The organism is Flavobacterium sp. ZT3R18 (assembly GCF_007097385.1).
Classification (GTDB): domain Bacteria; phylum Bacteroidota; class Bacteroidia; order Flavobacteriales; family Flavobacteriaceae; genus Flavobacterium.
This window is the reverse complement of sequence record NZ_VJZS01000011.1, coordinates 81,359-103,953: the sequence shown is the minus strand read 5'-3', so window position 1 is coordinate 103,953 and position 22,595 is coordinate 81,359. Positions and strand designations below refer to the sequence as shown.

17 protein-coding genes are annotated in these 22,595 nt (G+C 34.2%); 7 read left to right on the top strand and 10 right to left on the bottom strand.

Annotation, left to right across the window (positions count from 1 at the left end; translation table 11 throughout):
- Positions 1-308 precede the first annotated feature (308 nt).
- Complete coding sequence (locus FNW52_RS12785) at positions 309-476, bottom strand: hypothetical protein (protein WP_143377861.1); 168 nt, start codon at positions 474-476, stop codon at positions 309-311.
- Between the two features lie 283 nt (positions 477-759).
- Here FNW52_RS12785 and FNW52_RS12780 point away from each other — a divergent pair, with 283 nt between their 5' ends.
- Positions 760-2,187, top strand: coding sequence for an L-serine ammonia-lyase (locus FNW52_RS12780; RefSeq protein ID WP_143377860.1), 1,428 nt, complete (start codon positions 760-762; stop codon positions 2,185-2,187).
- Positions 2,188-2,493: 306 nt separating this feature from the next.
- On the opposite strand, the gene FNW52_RS12775 is transcribed toward FNW52_RS12780, so the two are convergent.
- The 9 genes from FNW52_RS12775 to FNW52_RS12735 all read right to left on the bottom strand — a co-directional run bounded on the left by FNW52_RS12775 (position 2,494) and on the right by FNW52_RS12735 (position 13,465).
- On the bottom strand, positions 2,494-4,230 hold the full coding sequence (locus tag FNW52_RS12775) for an ATP-binding protein (protein WP_143377859.1): 1,737 nt from the start codon (positions 4,228-4,230) through the stop codon (positions 2,494-2,496).
- Positions 4,231-4,257: 27 nt separating this feature from the next.
- Positions 4,258-5,385 carry a sensor protein KdpD gene (locus FNW52_RS12770; protein WP_143377858.1) on the bottom strand — a complete coding sequence of 376 codons (1,128 nt, stop codon included), beginning with the start codon at positions 5,383-5,385 and terminating at the stop codon, positions 4,258-4,260.
- A gap of 180 nt (positions 5,386-5,565) precedes the next feature.
- Entirely contained in the window at positions 5,566-6,642 is a 1,077-nt protein-coding gene (locus tag FNW52_RS12765) for a porin (protein ID WP_143377857.1), read from the bottom strand.
- Positions 6,643-6,835: 193 nt separating this feature from the next.
- Positions 6,836-7,390: a K(+)-transporting ATPase subunit C gene (locus FNW52_RS12760; protein ID WP_143377856.1), complete on the bottom strand. Its 555-nt coding sequence runs from the start codon at positions 7,388-7,390 to the stop codon at positions 6,836-6,838.
- A gap of 51 nt (positions 7,391-7,441) precedes the next feature.
- On the bottom strand, positions 7,442-9,475 hold the full coding sequence (kdpB, locus tag FNW52_RS12755) for a potassium-transporting ATPase subunit KdpB (RefSeq protein WP_143377855.1): 2,034 nt from the start codon (positions 9,473-9,475) through the stop codon (positions 7,442-7,444).
- 100 nt (positions 9,476-9,575) lie between these two features.
- Positions 9,576-11,297: a potassium-transporting ATPase subunit KdpA gene (gene kdpA / locus FNW52_RS12750; RefSeq protein WP_143377854.1), complete on the bottom strand. Its 1,722-nt coding sequence runs from the start codon at positions 11,295-11,297 to the stop codon at positions 9,576-9,578.
- A 76-nt stretch (positions 11,298-11,373) separates the two neighbouring features.
- The gene (gene kdpF / locus FNW52_RS21310; protein WP_016362011.1) at positions 11,374-11,451 is read right to left on the bottom strand and encodes a K(+)-transporting ATPase subunit F; all 78 of its coding nucleotides are present in this window, start codon (positions 11,449-11,451) and stop codon (positions 11,374-11,376) included.
- 226 nt (positions 11,452-11,677) lie between these two features.
- Positions 11,678-11,959, bottom strand: coding sequence for a hypothetical protein (locus FNW52_RS12740; protein WP_143377853.1), 282 nt, complete (start codon positions 11,957-11,959; stop codon positions 11,678-11,680).
- Positions 11,960-12,121: 162 nt separating this feature from the next.
- Positions 12,122-13,465, bottom strand: coding sequence for a sigma-54 dependent transcriptional regulator (locus tag FNW52_RS12735; RefSeq protein WP_185965977.1), 1,344 nt, complete (start codon positions 13,463-13,465; stop codon positions 12,122-12,124).
- Between the two features lie 218 nt (positions 13,466-13,683).
- Between FNW52_RS12735 and panB the strand changes: the two genes are divergently transcribed.
- The 6 genes from panB (at position 13,684) to FNW52_RS12710 (ending at position 22,353) form a co-directional block, all read left to right on the top strand.
- On the top strand, positions 13,684-14,502 hold the full coding sequence (gene panB, locus FNW52_RS12730; RefSeq protein WP_143377851.1) for a 3-methyl-2-oxobutanoate hydroxymethyltransferase: 819 nt from the start codon (positions 13,684-13,686) through the stop codon (positions 14,500-14,502).
- A gap of 85 nt (positions 14,503-14,587) precedes the next feature.
- Positions 14,588-15,283, top strand: coding sequence for an RluA family pseudouridine synthase (locus FNW52_RS12725; RefSeq protein ID WP_143377850.1), 696 nt, complete (start codon positions 14,588-14,590; stop codon positions 15,281-15,283).
- A gap of 148 nt (positions 15,284-15,431) precedes the next feature.
- Positions 15,432-15,554, top strand: a complete 123-nt coding sequence (locus FNW52_RS21140) for a hypothetical protein (protein ID WP_255515595.1) — start codon at positions 15,432-15,434, stop codon at positions 15,552-15,554.
- Between the two features lie 94 nt (positions 15,555-15,648).
- Positions 15,649-16,977 carry an aldehyde dehydrogenase gene (locus FNW52_RS12720; protein WP_143377902.1) on the top strand — a complete coding sequence of 443 codons (1,329 nt, stop codon included), beginning with the start codon at positions 15,649-15,651 and terminating at the stop codon, positions 16,975-16,977.
- Between the two features lie 290 nt (positions 16,978-17,267).
- The gene (locus FNW52_RS12715) at positions 17,268-18,056 is read left to right on the top strand and encodes a hypothetical protein (protein ID WP_143377849.1); all 789 of its coding nucleotides are present in this window, start codon (positions 17,268-17,270) and stop codon (positions 18,054-18,056) included.
- Between the two features lie 439 nt (positions 18,057-18,495).
- Positions 18,496-22,353 carry a PAS domain S-box protein gene (locus tag FNW52_RS12710; protein ID WP_255515594.1) on the top strand — a complete coding sequence of 1,286 codons (3,858 nt, stop codon included), beginning with the start codon at positions 18,496-18,498 and terminating at the stop codon, positions 22,351-22,353.
- Positions 22,354-22,595: the final 242 nt, after the last annotated feature.

The window sequence follows — 22,595 nt, the reverse complement described above, 5'->3', positions numbered from 1 at the left end:
AATGAAATGAAAATTAGCTAAAAAAGGGCTTCGTTCAAAGAGTACGTTTCTTGAACGAAGCCCTTTTTTAAAAAGATAATTAAAAAACTAATCCCAACGCTCGGGGATGAAAAAATTTACCATACTAAGAAATATAAGTACATATAAGTTAATGTTTCTAGATTTTAGCTTATATGTCTTATACCTGCACTGAACGAAGTTGAAGTGTGGTTAAAATGCAATGCTATTTATTTTAGAATATAGCCATTATGAGACATAAAAAAAGGATTCGTAAAAACGAATCCTTTTTTTTGTAAAGTAAAATCAGACTATGCTGATTGCTCTTCTTTTTTTGCTTTATTTTCTTTATAAGCTTCCCAAGTTGCTCCACCTACCCAATAGGATACAAAACCAACTAAAAAAAACATTAACCAAAATCCCATTGTAAGGACGGTTAAGAAAAGTAAAAAGCCTAAATACTGTTGAAATTCAAACATGTTTTCCGGAATTTTTGAATGAAGCCACAAATATAGGCTTATTATCTTTGTACACCAATAAAAATCACAAAAAGTATGATGCTATTTTTTTAGTAATTAAATGAACTGCATTAAAATAAAAAAACACAGAATACTAATGCTGCACAAAACAGAAACGTTATATCAATCCTCTAAATCACTACTCTCTTTTAACATCATTATTGTCAAATTGTCATTTTTTGGGAAAAATTTCACTTTATATACAATTAATTATTGGTTATATTTGTCCTAAAAAAACAAATTTATGGAAGAATGTATCTCGGTTTTTGATATGTTAAAAATTGGTGTCGGACCTTCTAGTTCTCATACACTTGGCCCTTGGAGAGCGGCAGAACGTTTCTTAATCGAATTAAGAAATCAATACAACATTAATACTATTACAAGAGTAAAAGTCGATTTATACGGTTCTCTTTCTTTAACTGGAAAAGGACATGCCACTGATTTGGCTGTTATGTTAGGCTTAAGCGGTCAAGATCCCGAATACATCCCTATTCAAGATATTGACGGAATTATCAAATCAATTGAAGCTAAAAACGAACTCAATTTGGGGAATGAAATCAACATCCCTTTTTACTTTCTTCAAGATATTATTTTCAACAAAAACTTCCTTCCTTTCCATGCCAATGGATTGACCTTTACGGCTTATTTTAATGATGAAACCGAATATGTTTCAACTTTTTACTCTATAGGTGGAGGATTTGTGGTAAAAGAAGAACGGGCCAACGCCATAAAGAAACAGGCTATTAAATGTGCCTTTCCGTTCCCTATTCAAAATGCATCAGCACTTTTGAATTATACCATTAACGAAAACAAAACTATTTCTGAAATCGTTTATGAGAATGAAAAATCGATGCGTCCCGAAGCCGAAATTCATCACGAATTAATGCGCATTTGGAACACCATGCTCGAATGCATGTATATCGGTTGTCATTCCGAAGGTATTCTTCCGGGTGGACTAAACGTTCGAAGACGTGCTTTTGATATGCACCAAAATTTAATTGGTTTAGCAAACTATACCAATCCTCAGGAATGGCTAGAAGAAATTCGTAAAACCGAAGTGAAATTTCGTCAAATCCTAAAATGGGTAAGCTGTTTTGCACTGGCCGTAAATGAAGTAAATGCAGCACTTGGTCGAGTAGTTACAGCTCCTACCAACGGAAGTGCCGGAGTAATCCCTGCTGTTTTGATGTATTATTTAGTAATTGAAAACCACCAAGCCGGCGAAAAAGAAATCAAACAATTCTTGATGGTTGCTGGAGAAATAGGCAGTATATTTAAGAAGGGGGCAACTATATCAGCTGCTATGGGTGGTTGTCAAGCCGAAATTGGTGTGTCCTCTGCAATGGCTGCTGCTGCTTTATGCGAATTAATGGGAGGCTCGCCTGCACAAGTACTTATGGCTGCCGAAATCGCTATGGAACACCATTTAGGATTAACCTGTGATCCTATAGGAGGTTTGGTTCAAATTCCGTGTATCGAAAGAAATACAATGGGTGCCATAAAAGCTATTAATGCCGCAGAACTCGCCTTGGCAACCGATGCTGAAAACGCAAAAGTGCCTTTGGATAAAGTTATAGACACCATGTGGCAAACCGCCAAAGACATGAACTCAAAATACAAAGAAACCTCTGAAGGTGGACTGGCAATTGCCGTAAATATGGCGGACTGTTAGGGGATTTTTCAGTCGCAGTTTTCAGTCGCAATATTCAGTCGCAGTCGCAGTATTCAGTTTTCAGTCGCTGTAGCAAATTAAAAAACAATGTCTAAAATCGAGTTAAGGCAGTTTTCAGATAGCTAAAGTTGAATACAAAATATCGAGCAATAAAAAAATCAGACAGGATGTTTTGTCGTCTTAATCTGATTTTTTTTTATTTCTTACTGCAATCGGAAATATATTTTAATTTGTTTACTTTTTTCTGAAAACTGAAAACTGAAAACTGAGACTAAAAACTGAGACTGAAAAAACTGAACACTAAAACTAAACCGTTGCCAATTTAAAATAAAAAGCACTTCCCAATCCCAGTTCGCTTTCAACAGCTATAGTCCCGCCTTGGGCTTCAATGAATTCTTTGGATATAGCCAATCCTAATCCGGTTCCCGTTTTGTGACTTCCCGGGATTTGGAAATATTTATCAAAAACTTTAGCTAAGTAATGATTATCAATTCCTTTTCCAGTATCAATTACAGTGAATGAAACTTGATGGCTATCGCTTTTCAATTTTACGATTATTTCACTCTGCTCAGAAGAATACCGAATGGCATTGGTCAAGAAATTAATCAGTACCCAAGCTGTTTTCTCGCTATCGGCTTTTATGTCCGGAAGATTTTCTTCGGCTTCAATAACCAACTCAATTTGCTTTTGTTCGGCTTGCATTTTTACGGCTTCTGTGGCATATTGCACAATTTCGTATGGATTGCTTTTTTCTATATTGAGCTGAATGTTTCCCGTTTCTACTTGCGATAACTCTAGCAATTCGCCCGTGATTTTCAATAGACGCTCACTGTCGTCCTTAATGCTTTCAACCAAATATTTTTGCTCTTCATTTAGGATTCCGTTTTGTCCTTTTTCTAATAATTGCAAACTGAACTTTATAGAAGATATAGGCGTTTTTAGCTCATGCGAAATTGTGGCGATAAAATTGGTTTTGGCAAAATCCAATTCTTTAAAAGGAGTAATATTTCTTAAGATAATTACATCACCTATGTCAATCGTATCGTCTTCCCCTGTGGGTTGAATGGTTATATTTACATTTTCTTTCTCAAAATAACTTTCCTTTCCATCTGCGAAAATTTTCATCGGAAGTGTTTTTTGTCCCAACATTTGAGATTCATTTTTAAGGTTTTTTACGATTAATGATTTCATCAAATCATTTGTCAACGCTAAGGTCGTAGCTGTTTTTCCAATTACATCCTCTGATTTCATTCCAATGATTTTCAATGCTTCATCATTAACAAATAAAATCAATCCTTGATTATCCAATCCAATAATGGGATCATGCATATTGTTGATTAAGGTTTCCAGCCTTTTCTTTTCAAACAATAATTTATAGAGATTACTATTGTGGTACTCTTCTAATTTTTGTGCCATTGTATTAAATGATTTTGCCAAATCGCCAAACTCATTATGGCTCATAAAATGCACCCGTTCCGAATAATTTTTATTGGCAATTTCTTTGATACTCTCTGTTAACTCCTTGATTGGATTGGCAATATTATTGGGTAAATTTATCAGCAAATTAAACGCAATCAAAAAGCAAAGTGCCCCCGTTATGGCAATCCATAAGTTGGCTGTTTCGGCGGTGTGTTTAGCAACATCGCTTTTTTGTTTGATAGCCACCATATTCAATTTCATGATCTCAAAAATATCTTGTCGAATTTGACTTTTTAATGTCTCATCGGTACTGTTTTTTTTCAAAACATCAAAATTTTTCTTCAAATTTCGGGTGGCGTCGTCTTCTCCTACTTCGGTAACATTATTGGTCTGTTTGTCGAGATTGGTTTCAAATGTAGTGATTGCTTTCTCTGTATTACTATTTATCTCGTCTAACGAAAGTAACATGTTCCTTGAATATTCCAATGTATTGTAATTGGCTTTCAGAATGTTTTCGGTGTCTTTTTTTATCGAAAAAATATAAAATGCACTTACTAATGAAAGGATGATTATTAATAAAAAGAGAAGGCCTACTCCCAGATTTAATTTGGTTTTAATTTTCATTTTTATTCTTGTTAGGAATTATTTATTCTATGATAAAATTATTAAATCAATATTTGATGAGGATAAATTGTGGAGCAATTTATTGAAAATAGTCGTTGATAAAATCACTTTAAACAAACTCAAATGCGGTTTCCCAATGCAAACCGTAGTTACTTGTTTTTGCTTAACGACATCTAAAATAGCATCGGTAATATTCTTGCTTTCCACTTTTATGACTTCGCCACCGAGTTGTGTCGCCAATTTGAAATTATTAATCAAATGACGTTGTTTGTCGAGTGCTATTTTGTCACTGCTCTCACTTGGAATTTCAACATACAAAACATACCATTTGCTGTTGTAATAACTGGCTAAACGTGCGGTTTTTCTAATTACAATTTTAGCCGTTGTATCGTTACTACTAATACAGGCCAAGAATCTTTCGTGTTTCAAAGCGTGGTTTTTAGGAACTTCATTTTCCACTTTTCGAACAACCTGACTGGCCACTTCTTTCAACGCCAATTCCCGCAATTGCAAAATTTGGTCTGATTTAAAAAAATTACTCAAGGCAGTAGGGATTTTATCGGCAGTATAAATTTTCCCTTCTTTCAAACGTGTAATCAATTCATCGGCGGTCAAGTCAATATTAACTACTTCGTCTGCCAATTTCAAAACACTGTCGGGTATGCGTTCCTGTACCTCTATATTGGTAATGAGTTTGACATTTTTATTCAAACTTTCAATATGTTGAATATTCACAGCCGAAATCACATTGATTCCCGCTTCTAAAATCTCCAAAACATCTTGCCAACGCTTTTCGTTTTTGCTGCCCTCAATGTTGGTGTGCGCCAACTCATCTACAATGACCACTTCTGGTCGAAGATTAATTATGGCTTGCAAATCCATTTCTTCAAGCTGCTTTCCTTTGTAGAAAATAGTTCGACGCGGAATTACAGGTAATCCTTCTAATAAATCCTGTGTTTCCTTACGGTTATGAGTCTCAATATACCCTATTTTCACATCAATCCCATTTCGCAATAACGTGTTAGCTTCCTGCAACATACGAAAAGTTTTGCCCACACCAGCACTCATCCCGATGTAGATTTTAAACTTTCCTCTTCGTGATTTCTGAATTAAATCGAGAAAGTGTTTGACATTATTTTCTTTTTCGTTGTCCATTTTTTAATTGTTTCGAAGATGGAAGTTGGGAAGATGGAAGATGGGAGATGGAAGATGACCGCAAAATATTAATATCACAACTTTTTACTTCTATCCTCCTTCTTCTTGCTACTTCCTACTCCCTACTTCCTACTCCCTACTCCCTACTTCCTACTTCCTACTTCCTACTTCCTACTTCACTTAAATAGAAACCGCCAAAGATGTAGTAACAAATACATTACTATCTGTAGGATTATTGTCTTTCAAAAAGATGGCATCTTTGCTATTCAAAGTTCGTGCTTCTACTCTAAATATTACATTATCTACAGGCAAATAATCAAAATTGGCCGAGAAACCATACGTCTTAAAACCATTTGGTGTTCCTGTTCCAATGATTACACCTTTCGCATCTTGGCAATATTCACCTCTCGCTGCCAATTGAATTTTGGACGTTGGTTTGTATTGTGCTATAACAATCGGCGAATACCAAACATCATAATTACTACTTCCTTTAGTGGATTGTTGTGCTCCAATATCAAAACCTGTAATTATATTTATTTTTTCGGCAACTTTAAATTGTCCATAAAAATCATTAAAATAACGCCATTTCTTGTCAATATCGGGTTGTTCGTTTCCAACATAAGTACTCCAGTTCATGGCAACTCCCGAAATTGGTTTGTACGTTATTTGCGTTCCAAAAGCAGGTGTTTGATTCCCTTCAATTTTCTGAATACGTTGCCAACCATTCAAATACATAGCAGCCAAATACCATTTTTCGGACGCAGAAGTGTATCCAATTTTTATTCCAGTTTCGTAATATGGAGAATTTTCAGCCGGAATACTTCTGGTCAAAGTCATACAATCTTTACCAATCGCACTTTCAAAACCAATATGCGAAGGCATAACTCCCGCATCTACCCAAAGATTATGGTCTTTAGAAATTCTCACACCTACATTGGCTTCATACACATTTTTTAGCAATCCCAGCTCCGCAGCCATATTATACTGAGGATACGTTCCTGCCATTAGCGCAAAATTCCCGCGAACATTCTCTTTCGTATAATTCACTTTGCCCATGCCCAAATTCACGTTCACTTCATTCGATTTATTGTAATTGTAAATAAATCCCGGTTTGGTATGATTATCCTGTTTCCCAAAATCATAACTGTAATAAACATCAACATAACCCGAAAACGTAACCGGACTTTTGGACACTTCTTGAGCATCAATGGTTGTAAATCCAAAAACTATTAAAGCCGAAACTATTATTTTTTTCATTTTATTATTTTTAGGAGCTAATCCCGCTATCATTCCAAATCTTTTGTTTTTTTAAAAAGAAAAAAAACAAAAGGATTTTCCCTTCTATCGGGGCTAGGGCATCTCGTTTTTAAAAACCTTTTTATTAATTCTTAGTACTCTTTGTTTAAAATTGATATTGCCATTGAAATTGATATTGTTATTGAATTTATTCTTATTTCAATTCATCCAAAGCCACATTCAATTCCAGAACATTCACTGTTGAAGTTCCCGCTAATGTAGGTTTATTGATCTTATTTTCTACCAATGCTTTTACTTTTTCTTCAGACAATTTACGTACTGCCGCCACTCTTTTCACCTGAATCAGCGCTCCTTCTGGCGAAATATTTGGATCTAAACCACTACCCGAAGCTGTAACCATATCCGATGGAATCTCCGATTTTTTCAAATACGGATGTGCTATCAAAAACGTGTCTATTCTTTTTTGTATTAAAGCCAAATAATCTGGATTACTTGCTGCTTTGTTACTTCCCCCGCTCCCCGCAGCATTATAATCTACTGCCGATGGTCGTCCCCAGAAATAATTAGACTTGTCAAATTTTTGTCCAATTTTTTGATAGCCTACCACTTTTCCGTTTACCGAAATGGTTTCTCCTTTCCCATGATTTGGAGCAAACTGTGCAATTCCAAAAATTGCCAAAGGATAAATGACTGCGAATAAAACGACCATTAGAAAGGTCAGTTTTAATATTGAAAATATATTTTTCATTTTTTTGTTTATTTTGTAGAGACGTTGCATTGCAACGTCTCTACGTTATTATTACATAAATAACGCCACCGCCAAATCGATTAATTTGATTCCGATAAACGGAACAATCAATCCACCAAAACCGTAAATCAACAGGTTTCGTTTCAAGATGGCACTTGCTCCGATTGGTTTATAATCAACCCCTCTTAAAGCCAGTGGAATCAATATCGGAATGATAATCGCATTAAAAATCACGGCAGATAAAATAGCACTTTCCGGACTATGCAAACGCATAATATTCAAACCTTCAAGAGCTGGAATCGCAGTGATGAAAAGCGCAGGAACAATAGCAAAATACTTCGCTACGTCATTGGCAATCGAGAACGTGGTCAGCGTTCCTCTGGTCATCAACAATTGTTTTCCTATTTCAATAATTTCAATTAACTTGGTTGGATCATTATCAAGATCGACCATATTTCCGGCTTCTTTTGCCGCTTGCGTTCCGCTGTTCATGGCAACACCAACATCGGCTTGTGCAAGAGCGGGGGCATCATTCGTACCGTCACCCATCATGGCTACGAGTTTACCGTTTTGTTGCTCATTTTTGATGTAGTTCATCTTATCCTCAGGTTTGGCCTCGGCGATAAAATCATCTACACCGGCAGCTTCGGCAATAAATTTGGCTGTTAATGGATTGTCTCCCGTAACCATCACGGTTTTTACGCCCATTTTTCGCAAACGGTCAAAACGTTCTTTCATTCCCGTTTTGATGATATCCTGCAATTCGATAACTCCCTGAACTTCATTGTTTTTTACAACGACCAAAGGCGTTCCTCCTTTGGAAGAAATAGCGATTACGGTTTGAGTAATATCCACTGGAAATAGGTTTCCAGCTTGTTGTGCTATGTTCTTGGCAGCATCTTGAGCCCCTTTCCGAATATTGGTTCCGTCTTTCAATACAACACCACTAGTTCGGGTTTCCGCAGTAAATTTGATTAAAGTAGCTCCTTCAATAGATAATTTCTGAGCCACTTCCTGTCCAGCCAATTCTACAATACTTTTCCCTTCTGGCGTATCATCGGCAAGTGAACTCAACACCGCTGACTTGATGAAATCCTCTTGTGAGATTCCTTTTGCCGGATAAAAATTGGTGGCTTTTCTGTTTCCAATAGTGATTGTTCCCGTTTTATCCAAAAGCAGTACATCAATATCTCCAGCAGTTTCTACCGCTTTTCCTGATTTTGTGATTACGTTGGCACGCAACGCTCTGTCCATTCCCGCAATTCCAATCGCTGAAAGTAAACCCCCAATTGTCGTTGGAATCAAACAAACAAATAGCGAGATGAAAGCAGCAATCGTAATTGGTGCATTCGCATAATCGGCAAACGGTTTCAATGTCACGCAAACTATCACGAAGATTAAGGTAAAAGCTGCCAACAAAATCGTCAATGCAATTTCGTTTGGTGTTTTCTGACGGCTTGCTCCTTCTACCAAAGCAATCATTTTATCTAGAAAACTTTCGCCCGGTTCGTTGGTCACAATAACTTTTATTTTATCGGATAACACTTTTGTCCCTCCAGTTACTGATGATTTATCGCCACCCGATTCCCGAATTACGGGCGCACTTTCTCCAGTAATGGCACTCTCATCGATAGTAGCCAAACCTTCGATAATTTCACCATCAGTGGCAATTAAATCGCCTGCTTCACAAACGAAAACATCGCCTTTCTTCAATTCTGAAGAACTAATGTTTTTGATTTCACCATTAGGTAAAACCTGTCTTGCTGGCGTTTCTTCGCGTGTTTTTCTTAAACTGTCCGCTTGTGCTTTTCCACGAGCTTCGGCAATAGCTTCGGCAAAATTGGCAAACAAAAGTGTAACCAGTAAAATTAAGAATACAATGAAATTATAAGCAAAACTACCTTGATCCTGTGCACCAAATAAAATGGAAATACACACGGCAAACATAATGGCAGTCCCGATTTCTACGGTAAACATTACCGGGTTTTTGAACATTACCTTCGGGTTCAGCTTCACAAAAGACTGCACTAAGGCATCTTTTACTTGCTTACTCTCAAACAATGAATTGGATTTATTTTTAGTCATTTTAAAATGAGTTAACTGTTATAAGTCTTCAGTTTATGGATTTCGGGTTCTAAGTTTACTGATACACTTCTAACCTCTAACTTCTAATTTCTAACTTTTTTTATTTTAATGTAAAATATTCTGCTAAAGGTCCAAGTGCTAATGCTGGAAAGAAAGACAAAGCAGCAATAATTGCAATTACTGCAAAAACCATTACTCCAAAAATGGTAGTATCTGTTTTTAAAGTTCCTGCACTTTCTGGAATGTATTTTTTATTGGCTAATAATCCTGCGATAGCCAATGGTCCAATTATAGGAATGAAACGACTCAATAACAACACAATTCCTGTGGTGATGTTCCAAAACGGATTGTTGTCTCCTAACCCTTCGAAACCAGAACCGTTATTGGCAGCACTAGACGTATATTCGTATAACATTTCTGAAAATCCGTGGTGACCTGGGTTGTTCAGCCAGCCTGTTGCGTTTCCGCTAAACCAATAGCCCATTGCCGTATCATTCGCAGCAAAATAAGAAGCCAAAGCCGTTCCCGACAATATCAATAAGGGATGCAGAATCGCAATGAAAGCAGCGATTTTTACTTCACGGGCTTCAATTTTCTTTCCTAGAAATTCAGGTGTTCTTCCCACCATTAAACCCGAAATAAAAACAGCCAGAATAATAAAAATGTAAAAGTTCAAGATCCCTACACCACATCCGCCATAAAAGGCATTGATCATCATGGCTAACAATTCCATCGAACCCGAAACTGGCATCGAACTATCATGCATACTATTGACCGATCCTGTAGAAATTACCGTTGTGGCAATACTCCAAAACCCAGTAACGGCGGGTCCAAAACGGACTTCCTTACCTTCCATGGCACCAGTAGTTTGGGTAATTCCCATTCTTTCGATAGCTGGATTTCCGTTGAGTTCACTAATAACAGTTGGCACTACTAAAAGCAAGAAACCAACAGTCATTACTCCAAAAATAACGTACGAGAATTTCCTTTTCTTTAAATAAAAACCCAAAGCAAAAATCATCGAAAAAGGGATAATCAATTGTGCCCAAAGTTCAACCGCATTCGTAAAATAGGTTGGGTTTTCTAATGGATGAGCAGAATTGGCTCCAAAAAACCCACCACCATTGGTACCAATATGTTTGATTCCAATGAAAGCTGCCGCTGGGCCACGGGAAACTTCAACAGTATCTCCTTGCAAAGTAGTAATCGTATCTTTTCCTTCAAATGTCATTGGTGTGCCGTTAAATAACAGAACAACAGCTACAACAGCTGAAAGTGGCAATAAAATACGAGTACAACTTTTGATGAAAAAATTGTAAAAGTTCCCTAATTTATCAGTAGTTCTTTCTTTCATTGCAGTAAAAACCATTGCTGCTGCTGCCATTCCGACACCAGCAGATACAAATTGCAAGAACATTAAAAAGAGTTGTGACAAATAAGAAACTCCACTTTCTCCTGAATAATGCTGTAAATTACAGTTTACCACAAATGAAATAGCAGTATTAAATGCCAAATCGGGCGACATGGATGGATTATTGTCTGGGTTTAAAAACAGTGAACCTTGAAACAATAAGATAAAAAAACAAAGAAAGAACCAAACCATATTTACACTCAAAAGTGCTTTTAAATGTTGCTTCCAGTTCATTTCTTCAGTTGCATTGATGCCACTGATTTTAAAAATAAATTTTTCAATTGGATTGAAAACCGGGTCTAGTACCGTTTTATCGTTTGAATAGATTTTAGCAATATATCTTCCCAAAGGAATTGCTAAAACTATTGAAACGATAAAAATACTGATGACACCAAATAACTCTGCGTTCATATTATTTAATTTTAGATTGTTGATTTTAGATTTTAGATTTCTCCGTGACAATCTTAAATTCTAAAAATTCATTTTATTAAAACTTTTCGGGTTTAATTAGGACATAAACCAAATAGCCGAAAACGGCAAGTGCGATAATAAATAGTGCAGTCATGATTTAGATTTTTTCAAAAAATTCGACGGTTTTAAAACAAATCGCAAAAAGAAAAGCTCCTAATGCGAGTAAAAGAATAGTGGTTAACATATAATTAATTTATTTAGATTACTGCTTAAGATGAAAAACGAAGAGATAATAGATGTGGGACTTAGACACTAAGATTTATTTGTTTTTTACTATCGTTTTAGTCTTTTATCTATATTCTATTATCTAGTTGTCTTTTCTACACTCCTGAGGTATTGATTTGTTTGATATATTCTGCCTTCAACGATTTTGGAAACAGATTGGAAATATTGCAGTTACGCAATTCCATGAATGAGGAAACCGAAAAAACATATACGTTTGAAATGGCATTTTTTGTTTCGTTGCTTCCCGTTTCGAATAACCGTTCGGCCAGTGCCAAACATTTTTTTGCCCGATTTATATTTCCAGTAATGATTGCCGTTTTTGTGATTTCGGCAAATCGTTCTGCTTGTTTGTAAACCGTAGTGATTTGATTTTTCATAAGAATGATTTTTTATGTTCTTCATCGCTTATGCCAAAAAGTATTCCAAAAAAAAACAAAAACCATAAAACATTGTTCCCTAAAGTGTTGTCCTTTCCGTGCCAAAAAAAGGCATAAAAAAACCTATCAAAATGATAGGCTTTTATTGAAATGATAAGATTGCTATTGAATATTATACTCGTCCAATTTCCGGTAAAGCGTTGCAATACCTATCTCGAGTAAGCGTGCTGCTTCGGCTTTGTTGCCTTTGGTATAATTCAATACTTTCTGAATATGCAGTTTTTCGACACTTTGCATCGAAAACGCCGATACTATTTTGTTAGTGTTGTCTATTTGGTGTTGAATTTCATAAGGCAAAACATCTTGTGTCAATATTTCGCCATTCACTAAAATAACGGAACGCTCTATTACATTCCTCAATTCACGGACATTTCCCGGCCAATGATAGGTTTCTAATTTCGACATAAAATCAGCATCAAAAGTCAATGCCTTTTTATTACCCTTTAATGAAAATTGTTCAACAAAATATAGCGTTAAGGGAGCGATATCTTTTATTCTTTCTCGCAATGGTGGAATTTTAATTTCGAAAACATTCAATCTAAAGTACAAATCCGAACGAAAACGGTGCTCGTCGCTTTCATATTTTAAGTCTCGATTCGTTGCTGCAATCAGGCGGAAATTTGATTTTCTAGGTGTCGTATCTCCTATTTGAATGTATTCGCTGGTCTCTAGAACCCGTAATAATTTGGCTTGCAGTTCTAGTGGCATTTCGCCTATTTCATCCAGAAACAAAGTTCCGCCATTGGCTTCTTCGATAAAACCTTTTTTGTCTTTTATGGCCCCTGTAAAAGCCCCTTGTTTGTGTCCGAATAATTCACTTTCTAGAATTTCCTTGCTGAAAGTGCTGCAATTTAGTGCCACGAAAGATTTTCCCACTCGGTTGCTATTTTCATGAATGGCTTGCGCAAAAACTTCTTTTCCGGTTCCGGTTTCCCCTGTTAAAAGTACGGTTGAATCGGTCTTTGCTACTTTTTTAGCCAAATCGATAACTTGCTCCAACCCTTTTGACTTTCCAATAATGTTATCAAAAGAATATTTATCAGAGATTCGTTTTTCAAGCTGTTTGACTTTCTTTTGCAGTTGTACTTTTTCTAATGCTTTGTACAACAGCGGGATGATTTTATCATTATCATCACCTTTTACGATATAATCAAACGCTCCATTTTTCATGGCTTGAACACCATCAGAAATTTTACCAAAAGCGGTCAACAATATGACTTCCGTAAGAGGGAATGTGGTTTTTATCTTTTGAAGAAAATCAACACCGTTACCGTCAGGAAGCTTGACATCGCATAAAACAACATCGATATCATTAATCTCAAGTTTCTTAAAACCTGACTTCAAATCGGACGCTTCAAAAACTTCAAAGCCTTCGGATTTTATGATTCGGGCAAGAAGATGACGTAATTTTTCTTCGTCATCAATAATGAGGATGTTTTTCAAAATTGGAATTTGTGAATTGAATTTTCAAAATTAGTTGTTTTAGTTATTTGTTGTAGGGATTTTTTTTAAAATTTTAGTTTAATTGTCATTCCATAAATTCCTTCTCCTACTTTTAGATATTCCTCATTAAAATTCATTTTAAAAAAATTCATTTTATTACTTTTACGCTTTCTAACAAAAACCAACACCGAAAAATATCGGAATTAAAATCATAAATAATTATGTCTGTAGCAAAAAAAGACTATAAAAGAATAACTACAAAGTCCTTAATTGAGATGAAAGCCAATGGCGAAAAAATTTCGATGCTTACGGCTTATGATTATACCATGGCCAAAATTGTAGATACCGCTGGGATTGATGTGATTCTGGTTGGAGATTCAGCTTCGAATGTTATGGCAGGTCATGAAACGACTTTACCAATTACATTAGATCAAATGATTTACCACGCTTCGTCTGTGGTTAGAGCTGTCGAAAGAGCTTTGGTTGTTGTTGATTTACCTTTTGGAAGTTACCAATCTGACCCAAAAGAAGCCTTACGTTCTTCTATCAGAATCATGAAAGAAAGTGGTGGTCATGCCGTAAAATTAGAAGGTGGTAAAGAAATAAAAGAATCCATAAAAAAAATATTAAACGCTGGAATTCCTGTTATGGGACATTTGGGATTAACGCCTCAATCTATCTATAAATTTGGTACTTATACCGTTCGTGCCAAAGAAGAAGAAGAAGCCGAAAAATTAATTCAAGATGCCAAATTACTAGAGAAACTAGGTTGTTTTGGATTGGTACTTGAAAAAATACCGGCACATTTGGCAACATTAGTAGCACAAAGCATTTCGATTCCTGTAATTGGGATTGGTGCTGGTGGTGGTGTAGACGGGCAAGTATTGGTAATTCACGATATGTTGGGTATGAACAATGAATTTAGTCCAAGATTCTTACGTCGCTACATGAATTTATACGAAGGAATGACAACAGCCATCAGTCAATATGTTGATGATGTGAAATCGAGTGATTTTCCAAATGCCAGTGAACAGTATTAGTTTTCAGTTTTCAGTCGCAGTATTCAGTTCACTCGATTAAACAATTTTAAACTTTTAAACTTTTTAAACCCTTAAACAATCAACATTGTCCAATAAAATAATATCCAATAAAAACAATCTCCAAATCCTACACGAAGACAACCACCTAATCGTGGTAAACAAGCGTGTAGGAGATATTGTGCAAGGGGACAAAACCGGAGATAAACCGTTAAGCGATGTTGTAAAAGAATACATCAAAGAGAAATACAATAAGCCTGGCGAAGTATTTCTTGGAGTGGTTCATCGATTAGACAGACCTACCACGGGAATCGTTGTTTTCGCCAGAACCAGCAAAGCTTTAACCCGTATGAATGAGTTATTCAGTAACAGAGAAACTCAAAAAACATATTGGGCGGTTGTTAAAAACAAGCCTTCGAAAAACGAAGACACTCTGGTTCATTACATCAAAAGAAACGAAAAAAACAACACCTCAAAAGCACATCTCAAAGAAGTTCCAGATAGTAAATTGGCCAGTTTAGAGTACAAAATCATTAAAGAACTGGACAATTATTACGGCCTTGAAATTCAATTACACACCGGAAGACACCATCAAATACGAGCACAACTATCGGCTATTGGTTCTCCCATAAAAGGCGATTTAAAATACGGTTTTGACAGAAGCAATCCTGATGGTGGAATTCATCTTCACGCCCGAAAATTGGTATTTATTCATCCCGTTTCCAAAGAAAATATTACCATTATTGCTCCAACTCCAGATGAAGTGATTTGGAAGGCTATTTGATATTTTAGAGCAAGGGAAATGCATTAAAAAAAGCTAACACGAATTACACTAATTTGCACTAATTTATTTCCCTTTGGTAGATACTTGAAATAATATGACATACAAATTCTCTCTAATTCTTTTTTGATTTCAGTAAATCAGTTTTTTTATGAACGAAATAAAATCGGTTTTCTTTGCAGCGATACCGACTATAGACGGAATTCGTGAAATTTTTCATGACAAAAGAATTCGTGATAATTCATGCAATTCGTGTCTAAAAAACTTAAAATAATTTCAATCCACTTGTCCCGTATTTTACAGGAAAAAAATATTATATATGAATTATAAAATTTAACTTGCATTATACTAAACAATCTGTTTTTATGATGAGTTACAAATTAAATATTGGTTCAAGAAAAGAGGCTTTAATTAAACTGCTGGATGTAATTATCAAACATGAAAATGAAATCATCCAAGCCTTACACGAGGATTTCAAAAAACCCGCTTTTGAATCGGTTCTTACAGAAACCAGTTATGTAATATCTGAATTAAAAGATACCATAAAAAACATCAAAAGTTGGGCAAAACCAAAAAGAGTATGGCCCTCACTGCTCAACTTTCCTTCTACAGATTATATTTACAAAGAACCCTATGGTAAAGTTTTAATTATTGCGCCTTGGAATTATCCGTTTCAACTAGCGCTTTGCCCTTTAATATCGGCAGTTGCTGCTGGTAACCAAGTGGTTTTAAAACCCTCAGAACTGACTCCGAAAACATCGGCCATAATCGCTGAAATTATCGAAAGAGTGTTCCATCACAATCACGTTAAAGTGATAGAAGGTGGTGTAGAAGCCTCCCAAAAATTACTGGCACAAAGATGGGATTATATCTTTTTTACAGGTAGTGTTCCTGTTGGCAAAATCGTTGCCAAAGCCGCTGCCGAAAATCTAACTCCAGTAACACTGGAACTTGGAGGTAAAAACCCTTGTATTATAGACGAAACTGCTAATTTAAAACTAGCCGCCAAAAGAATTGTTTGGGGTAAATTTTTGAACGCAGGACAAACTTGCATTGCTCCTGATTATATCTTGATACAAGAAGATATGAAAAGCCATTTTGTGGATTATCTTAAAAAAGAAATCACAGCAGCATACGGAGAAGACCCAAAATTATCCCCTGATTTTCCTAGAATAGTCAATGAGAAAAATTGGCACCGATTAGTGAGCATGATTGAACCTCAAAAAATCATTTTTGGAGGAGTAACCGATGTTGAAAATTGTTACATCAGTCCCACTCTCATTGAAGAAAATTCTTTAGACAGTTTACTCATGGAAAACGAAATTTTTGGACCAATATTACCTATACTTACTTATAAAGAAGAATCCGAAATAAGTACCGTGATTTCAAAATACGAAAAGCCATTAGCATTATATGTCTTTACCGATGATAGAAAATTCGCAAAAAAAATAATCAAAAACCATTCCTTTGGTGGAGGCTGCGTTAATGAAACGGTCATGCATTTTTCTAATAAAAGACTCCCTTTTGGTGGCGTAGGCCATAGCGGAATTGGTGCATATCACGGCCAATTGAGTTTTGATACTTTTTCGCATCATAAAGGTGTAGTAAAAAAGGCAACTTGGTTAGACCTCCCCATGAGATACGCACCTTATAATGACAAATTAGCCTCAATAAAGAAATTATTAAAATGGTTGTAAAAATCAAAATTGGTAAGCGAATTGAAGCTCAAAAAGTACAGCACTAGGAGACCAAAACTTTTTGATTAGTAAGACTTTCATACACTATGATACCTGTCCGATGAAAGGTTTTGATTCTTTAAGAATAAAAAAAACACTAAATTTGCAATCCTCTTCAAAAATAAACATAGTACTAGAATATAGAATACAAGAGGAAATAAACGTAAATGGGATCATTTTTAGAATTCCATTTTAAAAATCACCTTTAAAAAATAACCAAACCTAATAGTACTTAACCAAGCTAATAAAAAATGAGTCAACTAAAAGAAAGATTGCACGATATCGAAAAAAATGGATACCAACTAGATTTTGGAAATGTATTCAATCATGCCTTCGAGAATTACAAAAAAATTGCATTGTACGCCGGATTGGTGTTATTTGTTTTTATGACATTATTTGGCATTTTAATTTCGGGATCAATAATATCAGTAATTGGAGTAACTGCAATGACACAAGAACTATCCCCTGAAAAATTTAAAATAGAAAATCTATCTGAATCTAGTATATTAATTTTTGGAGTAATTTCAATTATTTTAACCTGTATTTTAAGTCCGTTTCAAGCTGGTTTCCTAAAAATGGCTGATTGTGGAGATCGAGACGAAGAATTTCATATTGCTACTTTTTTTAGTTATTACAAACTCCCTTATCTTAAGGAAATTATAGTATCAAGTGCCTTAATAGCATCTATTAGCTTTGCTCAAGCAACGTTATTTTCTTTTATGAAGGTTGATTTTATTGGAACAATCACTACTTATTTCATTTCATTTATCACGCTTCTTTCCATTCCTCTTATCATTTTTGGCAATTTAAAAGCAATCGACGCCATAAAACACAGCATCATGATCGTTTTAAAACAACCTTTCGTTTTATTAGGATTAATGGTTGTTGCCATTATTGGCGCAATGGTAGGCCTTTTGGGATGTTGCATTGGTGTTTTTTTCACGCTTCCATTTCTTTATTCTATGAATTATGCTATTTACAGTGCTATTGTAGGTATTGATTCTCAAGATAAAATAGACGAAAACAATTTTATTTTATAAAATTATCAAGTTTACTTTTTTTGTTACTATTCGACCTACACCAAATTAACGTAGGATTTAAAGAAAAACAGACACGAATTACACAAATTTGCACAAATTGCATTGTGATTTTTTTTGTAAAATTAGATTCAATTTTGATCCTGAATTCGTGTTAATTCGTGAATCCCGATAACCATCGGGACGTATAAAATTTTTGTTAGACTGAATAGTTACCTTTTTTAAAATATTTTATAAAAAAAAAACTTAAATAAAAGTTATGTTATTATGCTATAACATATTATTATCTTATTACTTCAACTTTTCTATTTCTAGATTAGTTTCCGTCCCTATGGGTACAACAGTAGCAATGATACATTTGAATAGCATTATATTTAACAACAAAGTATTGATTTCAATGCTTTCTATTTTTTTTATCGGATTAGTCGTGAGTTTACTGAAAATGAATTCAATTATAAAAAATCCTGAAAGTTGTCCTACTTTAGATTCTGACAAAAAAGAATATCAGCTCTATTTATTATTTATAGGGTTCATAGTCCCGCTTTTAGAAATCATTTTCGAAATTTACCACATTAGACCTAAAAGTCTACTGATTAACAATTTTGTTGTAGGAATAATCTTTTTAGTCTTATTTGTGATTAGTAAAAAATCGACCTACATTTATAATAGAATCCGAAATATCTATATTATTTTATTCTTTTGTTATTATCTATTAATCTGCTATAACATCATTTTTTTACCCGAAGATGCGATTCCTAATTATGCTTTTATTGTTGCCTTTTTCTTTTCCTATATTATTCTTAAGCCTATAAAAGTATATTGGGCATTTTCTGGATTTATTTTATTGTTTTTAATAGTAATCTATACTTTTGACTTGGTTCCCATTAAGAGAACCGTAATACTCTTTAATTATGCTGTGATTGTTTTCATAATAAACCACATCCGACATACAGCAACAACAAAAATTAATAATAAATTTCTTTTTGCCAATGAAATTGTAAACAAAGGTAATTCGCTAACAATTGCCACAAATAAAAATGGTGAATTGACATTTTGCAGCGAAAGTATAACTTTTATTTTAGGCTACACCCCTGCCGAAGTTATGGGATTAGGATTTTGGGAACTTACAGAAGATCCCGAATTCATCGGTAAAGATTACTGTGAAAACTACATCGATAACAGATTGTATGTTAGAAAACTAAAATGCAAAAATGGGGAATACAAATTCATTCAGTGGATAGACAAGAAGTTCTCAGAAGAATTAATTATCGGAATAGGTCAAGATGTCACTAATGAAATCAGAATTCGAAACCAGTATGAAATCTTAATACAAACAGCCGTTGATCTCATTTTTGAAACAGATCAAAATGGTAAATTAACTTTTGCAAATGATTATGCCATAAAAATTTTAGGATATACCAAAGAGGAGATCCTAAACCAACATTTTTCATTCATAATTCGAAAAGATTACATTACCAATACGATGAGTTTTTATCAAAATATTTTAGAAATTGAAGAAAATTTTACCACTTTAGAATTTCCCATTATTAAAAAAGATGGAAGTGAAATGTGGATCTCGCAAAATGTCTTTATACGAAGAAATAATTTTGGGGCAATCAATGGGTATTCTGGTATTGCAAGAGATATTACTTTATTTAAAAATATTGAGGAGGAAAGATCCAAAAGACAAAATAAAATAAAAAAACACAGCAAAGCCCTAAAAGACATTGCGTTATTAAACCACTCAAACAAAAGCACCTTTGAAAGTTTTATAAAAAACATTTTAAAAATTATAAACAAAACAGTCGAGATCAATCGTTCTAGTTATTGGGAATATGATTTTGATAAAATCGTCTGTAAAAACCTGTATAATTCGGATAAAAAAATTTTCGAAAAGGGGGCAATCTATTACAAAAGTGATAATCCTAGCTATTTTGATAAAATTGAACATGAGTTACAAGATGTTGACTCAGACATACGGGCCAATCTTTTGAATAATCAGATCAATGAAAAATACATTAACAAATACAATATATTCTCTGTATTAGATACTCCCATTTTTATAGATGGAGAACTAAAAGGAATTATCTCTTTTGAAACTACGCAAAAAACCAAGAATTGGGATAATGAAGACATCAATTTTGCTAAATCAATTTCTGATTTAATTATAATTGCACTTGCTTCTGAAATGCGATTAGAGATCGAAAGAAAACTAGCTTATAAAAGTGAATTACTATTGGTTATCAATAAAAACACGAATACCTTTTTATTGAAAAAAAATTCAAGTGACATCTTTAAAGGAATCATAAACGAAATCGGGAAAGTAACTAAAGCAGAACGTATTTCTTATTTCAAAAAGAGCCCCAAAACAGATTTATTCAATCAAAGATACCGATGGACTTATGAGCTTCAAGATTTTGATGCTGTAAATAAAGATTTACAAGACATATCTTTTTCTGATTTTGACGATATAAAAAAAGATGTAACACCAGATATGTTCATTCATACAACATTTGCCAAAACAGAAAATGAAAATATAAAACGATTTTTAAGCCAATTAGACATCAAATCCTTTTTGTTTTTACCCGTTTTTATAAAAAATGATTTACATGGTTTTTTTGTTTTTGATGACACTACAACGGAACGAGATTGGAGCGATGATGAAATTTCAATTTTGCAATTATTAGTCAAAAATATTTCATCCTCTTTAGAACGAAATCTCAACGAATCCATCATTGAAGAAAGTGAAGAGCGATTCCGATTGCTTGCCAACAACATTCCAGGTACGGTTTATTTATCAAATTATGATGAAAAATACACCAAAATATACCTTAATGATGAAATAGAAAAACTTACGGGATATCCTAAATCTGATTTTCTAGAAAATAAATTATTTTTTATTGACTTGATAGCTGAAGATGACATAGATAGGATAAAAAAAGAAAATTATATTGCCCTAAAAGAGAGAAAACCATACCATGCTATATACAGAATAAAACATAAAAATAATTCCATCGTTTGGGTAGAAGAATTTGGAGATTCTATCATAAAAAATGGAGAAATTGCTTTTATGGAAGGTATTTTTATAGATATAACAGAGAAAAAAAACAATGAAACTATAGTCAAGGAAAAAGAAATAGCTGAGGCAGCTAATAAAGCAAAATCTGAGTTCCTGGCTAATATGAGTCATGAAATTAGAACCCCATTGAATGGAATAATTGGATATACGGATTTGTTGATGAATTCAAAATTAGAACCGTTCCAAAAACAATACATGAATACCATCAATCAGTCGGCCAATATATTGATGGAAGTGGTCAATGACATCTTAGATTTTTCTAAAATTGAATCGGGAAAACTAGAACTTAATGTAGAAAGACACTCCATAGTTGACCTTGTTAATCAAATTAAAGAATTAATAAACTATCAAGCAAATACTAAAAATCTAGAAATAAATTACACCATCAATGAGGACGTCCCCAAATACATTTGGATAGATTACATCCGCTTGAAACAAGTTTTAATCAATCTATTAACAAATGCGGTCAAGTTTACCGATACTGGTAAAATAGAACTCATTATTTCAACTTTAGAAGTTGAAAAAAATCAAGCGCTGCTACGATTTTCAGTAAGAGATACAGGAATTGGAATCCGAAAAAGCAATCAAAAGAAAATATTCCAAGCTTTTTCTCAAGAAGACAGCTCGACTACTAAAAAGTTTGGGGGAACGGGTTTGGGATTAGCCATTTCGAACCAATTATTAGCCTTAATGAATAGCACATTACAAATTGATAGTCTGTATAACATAGGAAGTACCTTTTTCTTTGATGTACAATTAAAAAGCTCCAATAAAGAAAAAAAGGTTTTTTTGTTAAAAAAACAGATCACTCCTATCTATGAAGATCCCAAAATAACGCTCAAAAATGAACAACCCAAAATATTGATTGTAGAAGATAACAAAATCAATATGCTATTGACCAAAACACTAATAAAACAAATTTTACCAACGAGTACCATTCATGAATCAGTAGATGGTGAGCAAGCGATTATAAAAGCAATCGAAATAAATCCGGATATTATATTTATGGACATACAAATGCCATTGGTCAATGGATACGAAGCTACAAAAGCGATTCGCAAATTAGATCAATTAAAAGAGACCCTTATCATTGCACTGACTGCGGGAACTGTAGTTGGCGAAAGAGAAAAGTGCATAGAGGCCGGTATGAATGATTATTTATCAAAACCTATAATAAAGCAAACACTTAAAGACATATTAGAAAAATGGCTAAAAATTTAAAGCAATATTGGTGGCAATATCAATTTCAATGGCAATTTCAATGGCAAAAAAAAATCGAACCTTATTTCTGAATTCTGTATAAAGGAATAACAATTTTAGCTACCCTTTCAATTTACCATATTTATTAACGTCTTGACTATATTTTATAACGAATTAAAACGAAGCGCTTTATTTTATTGAAACAAAGTCTAGTAATCAAAACCACATCAAAAAATTAGCAGTACCTTTGCGCCAACTTAAAA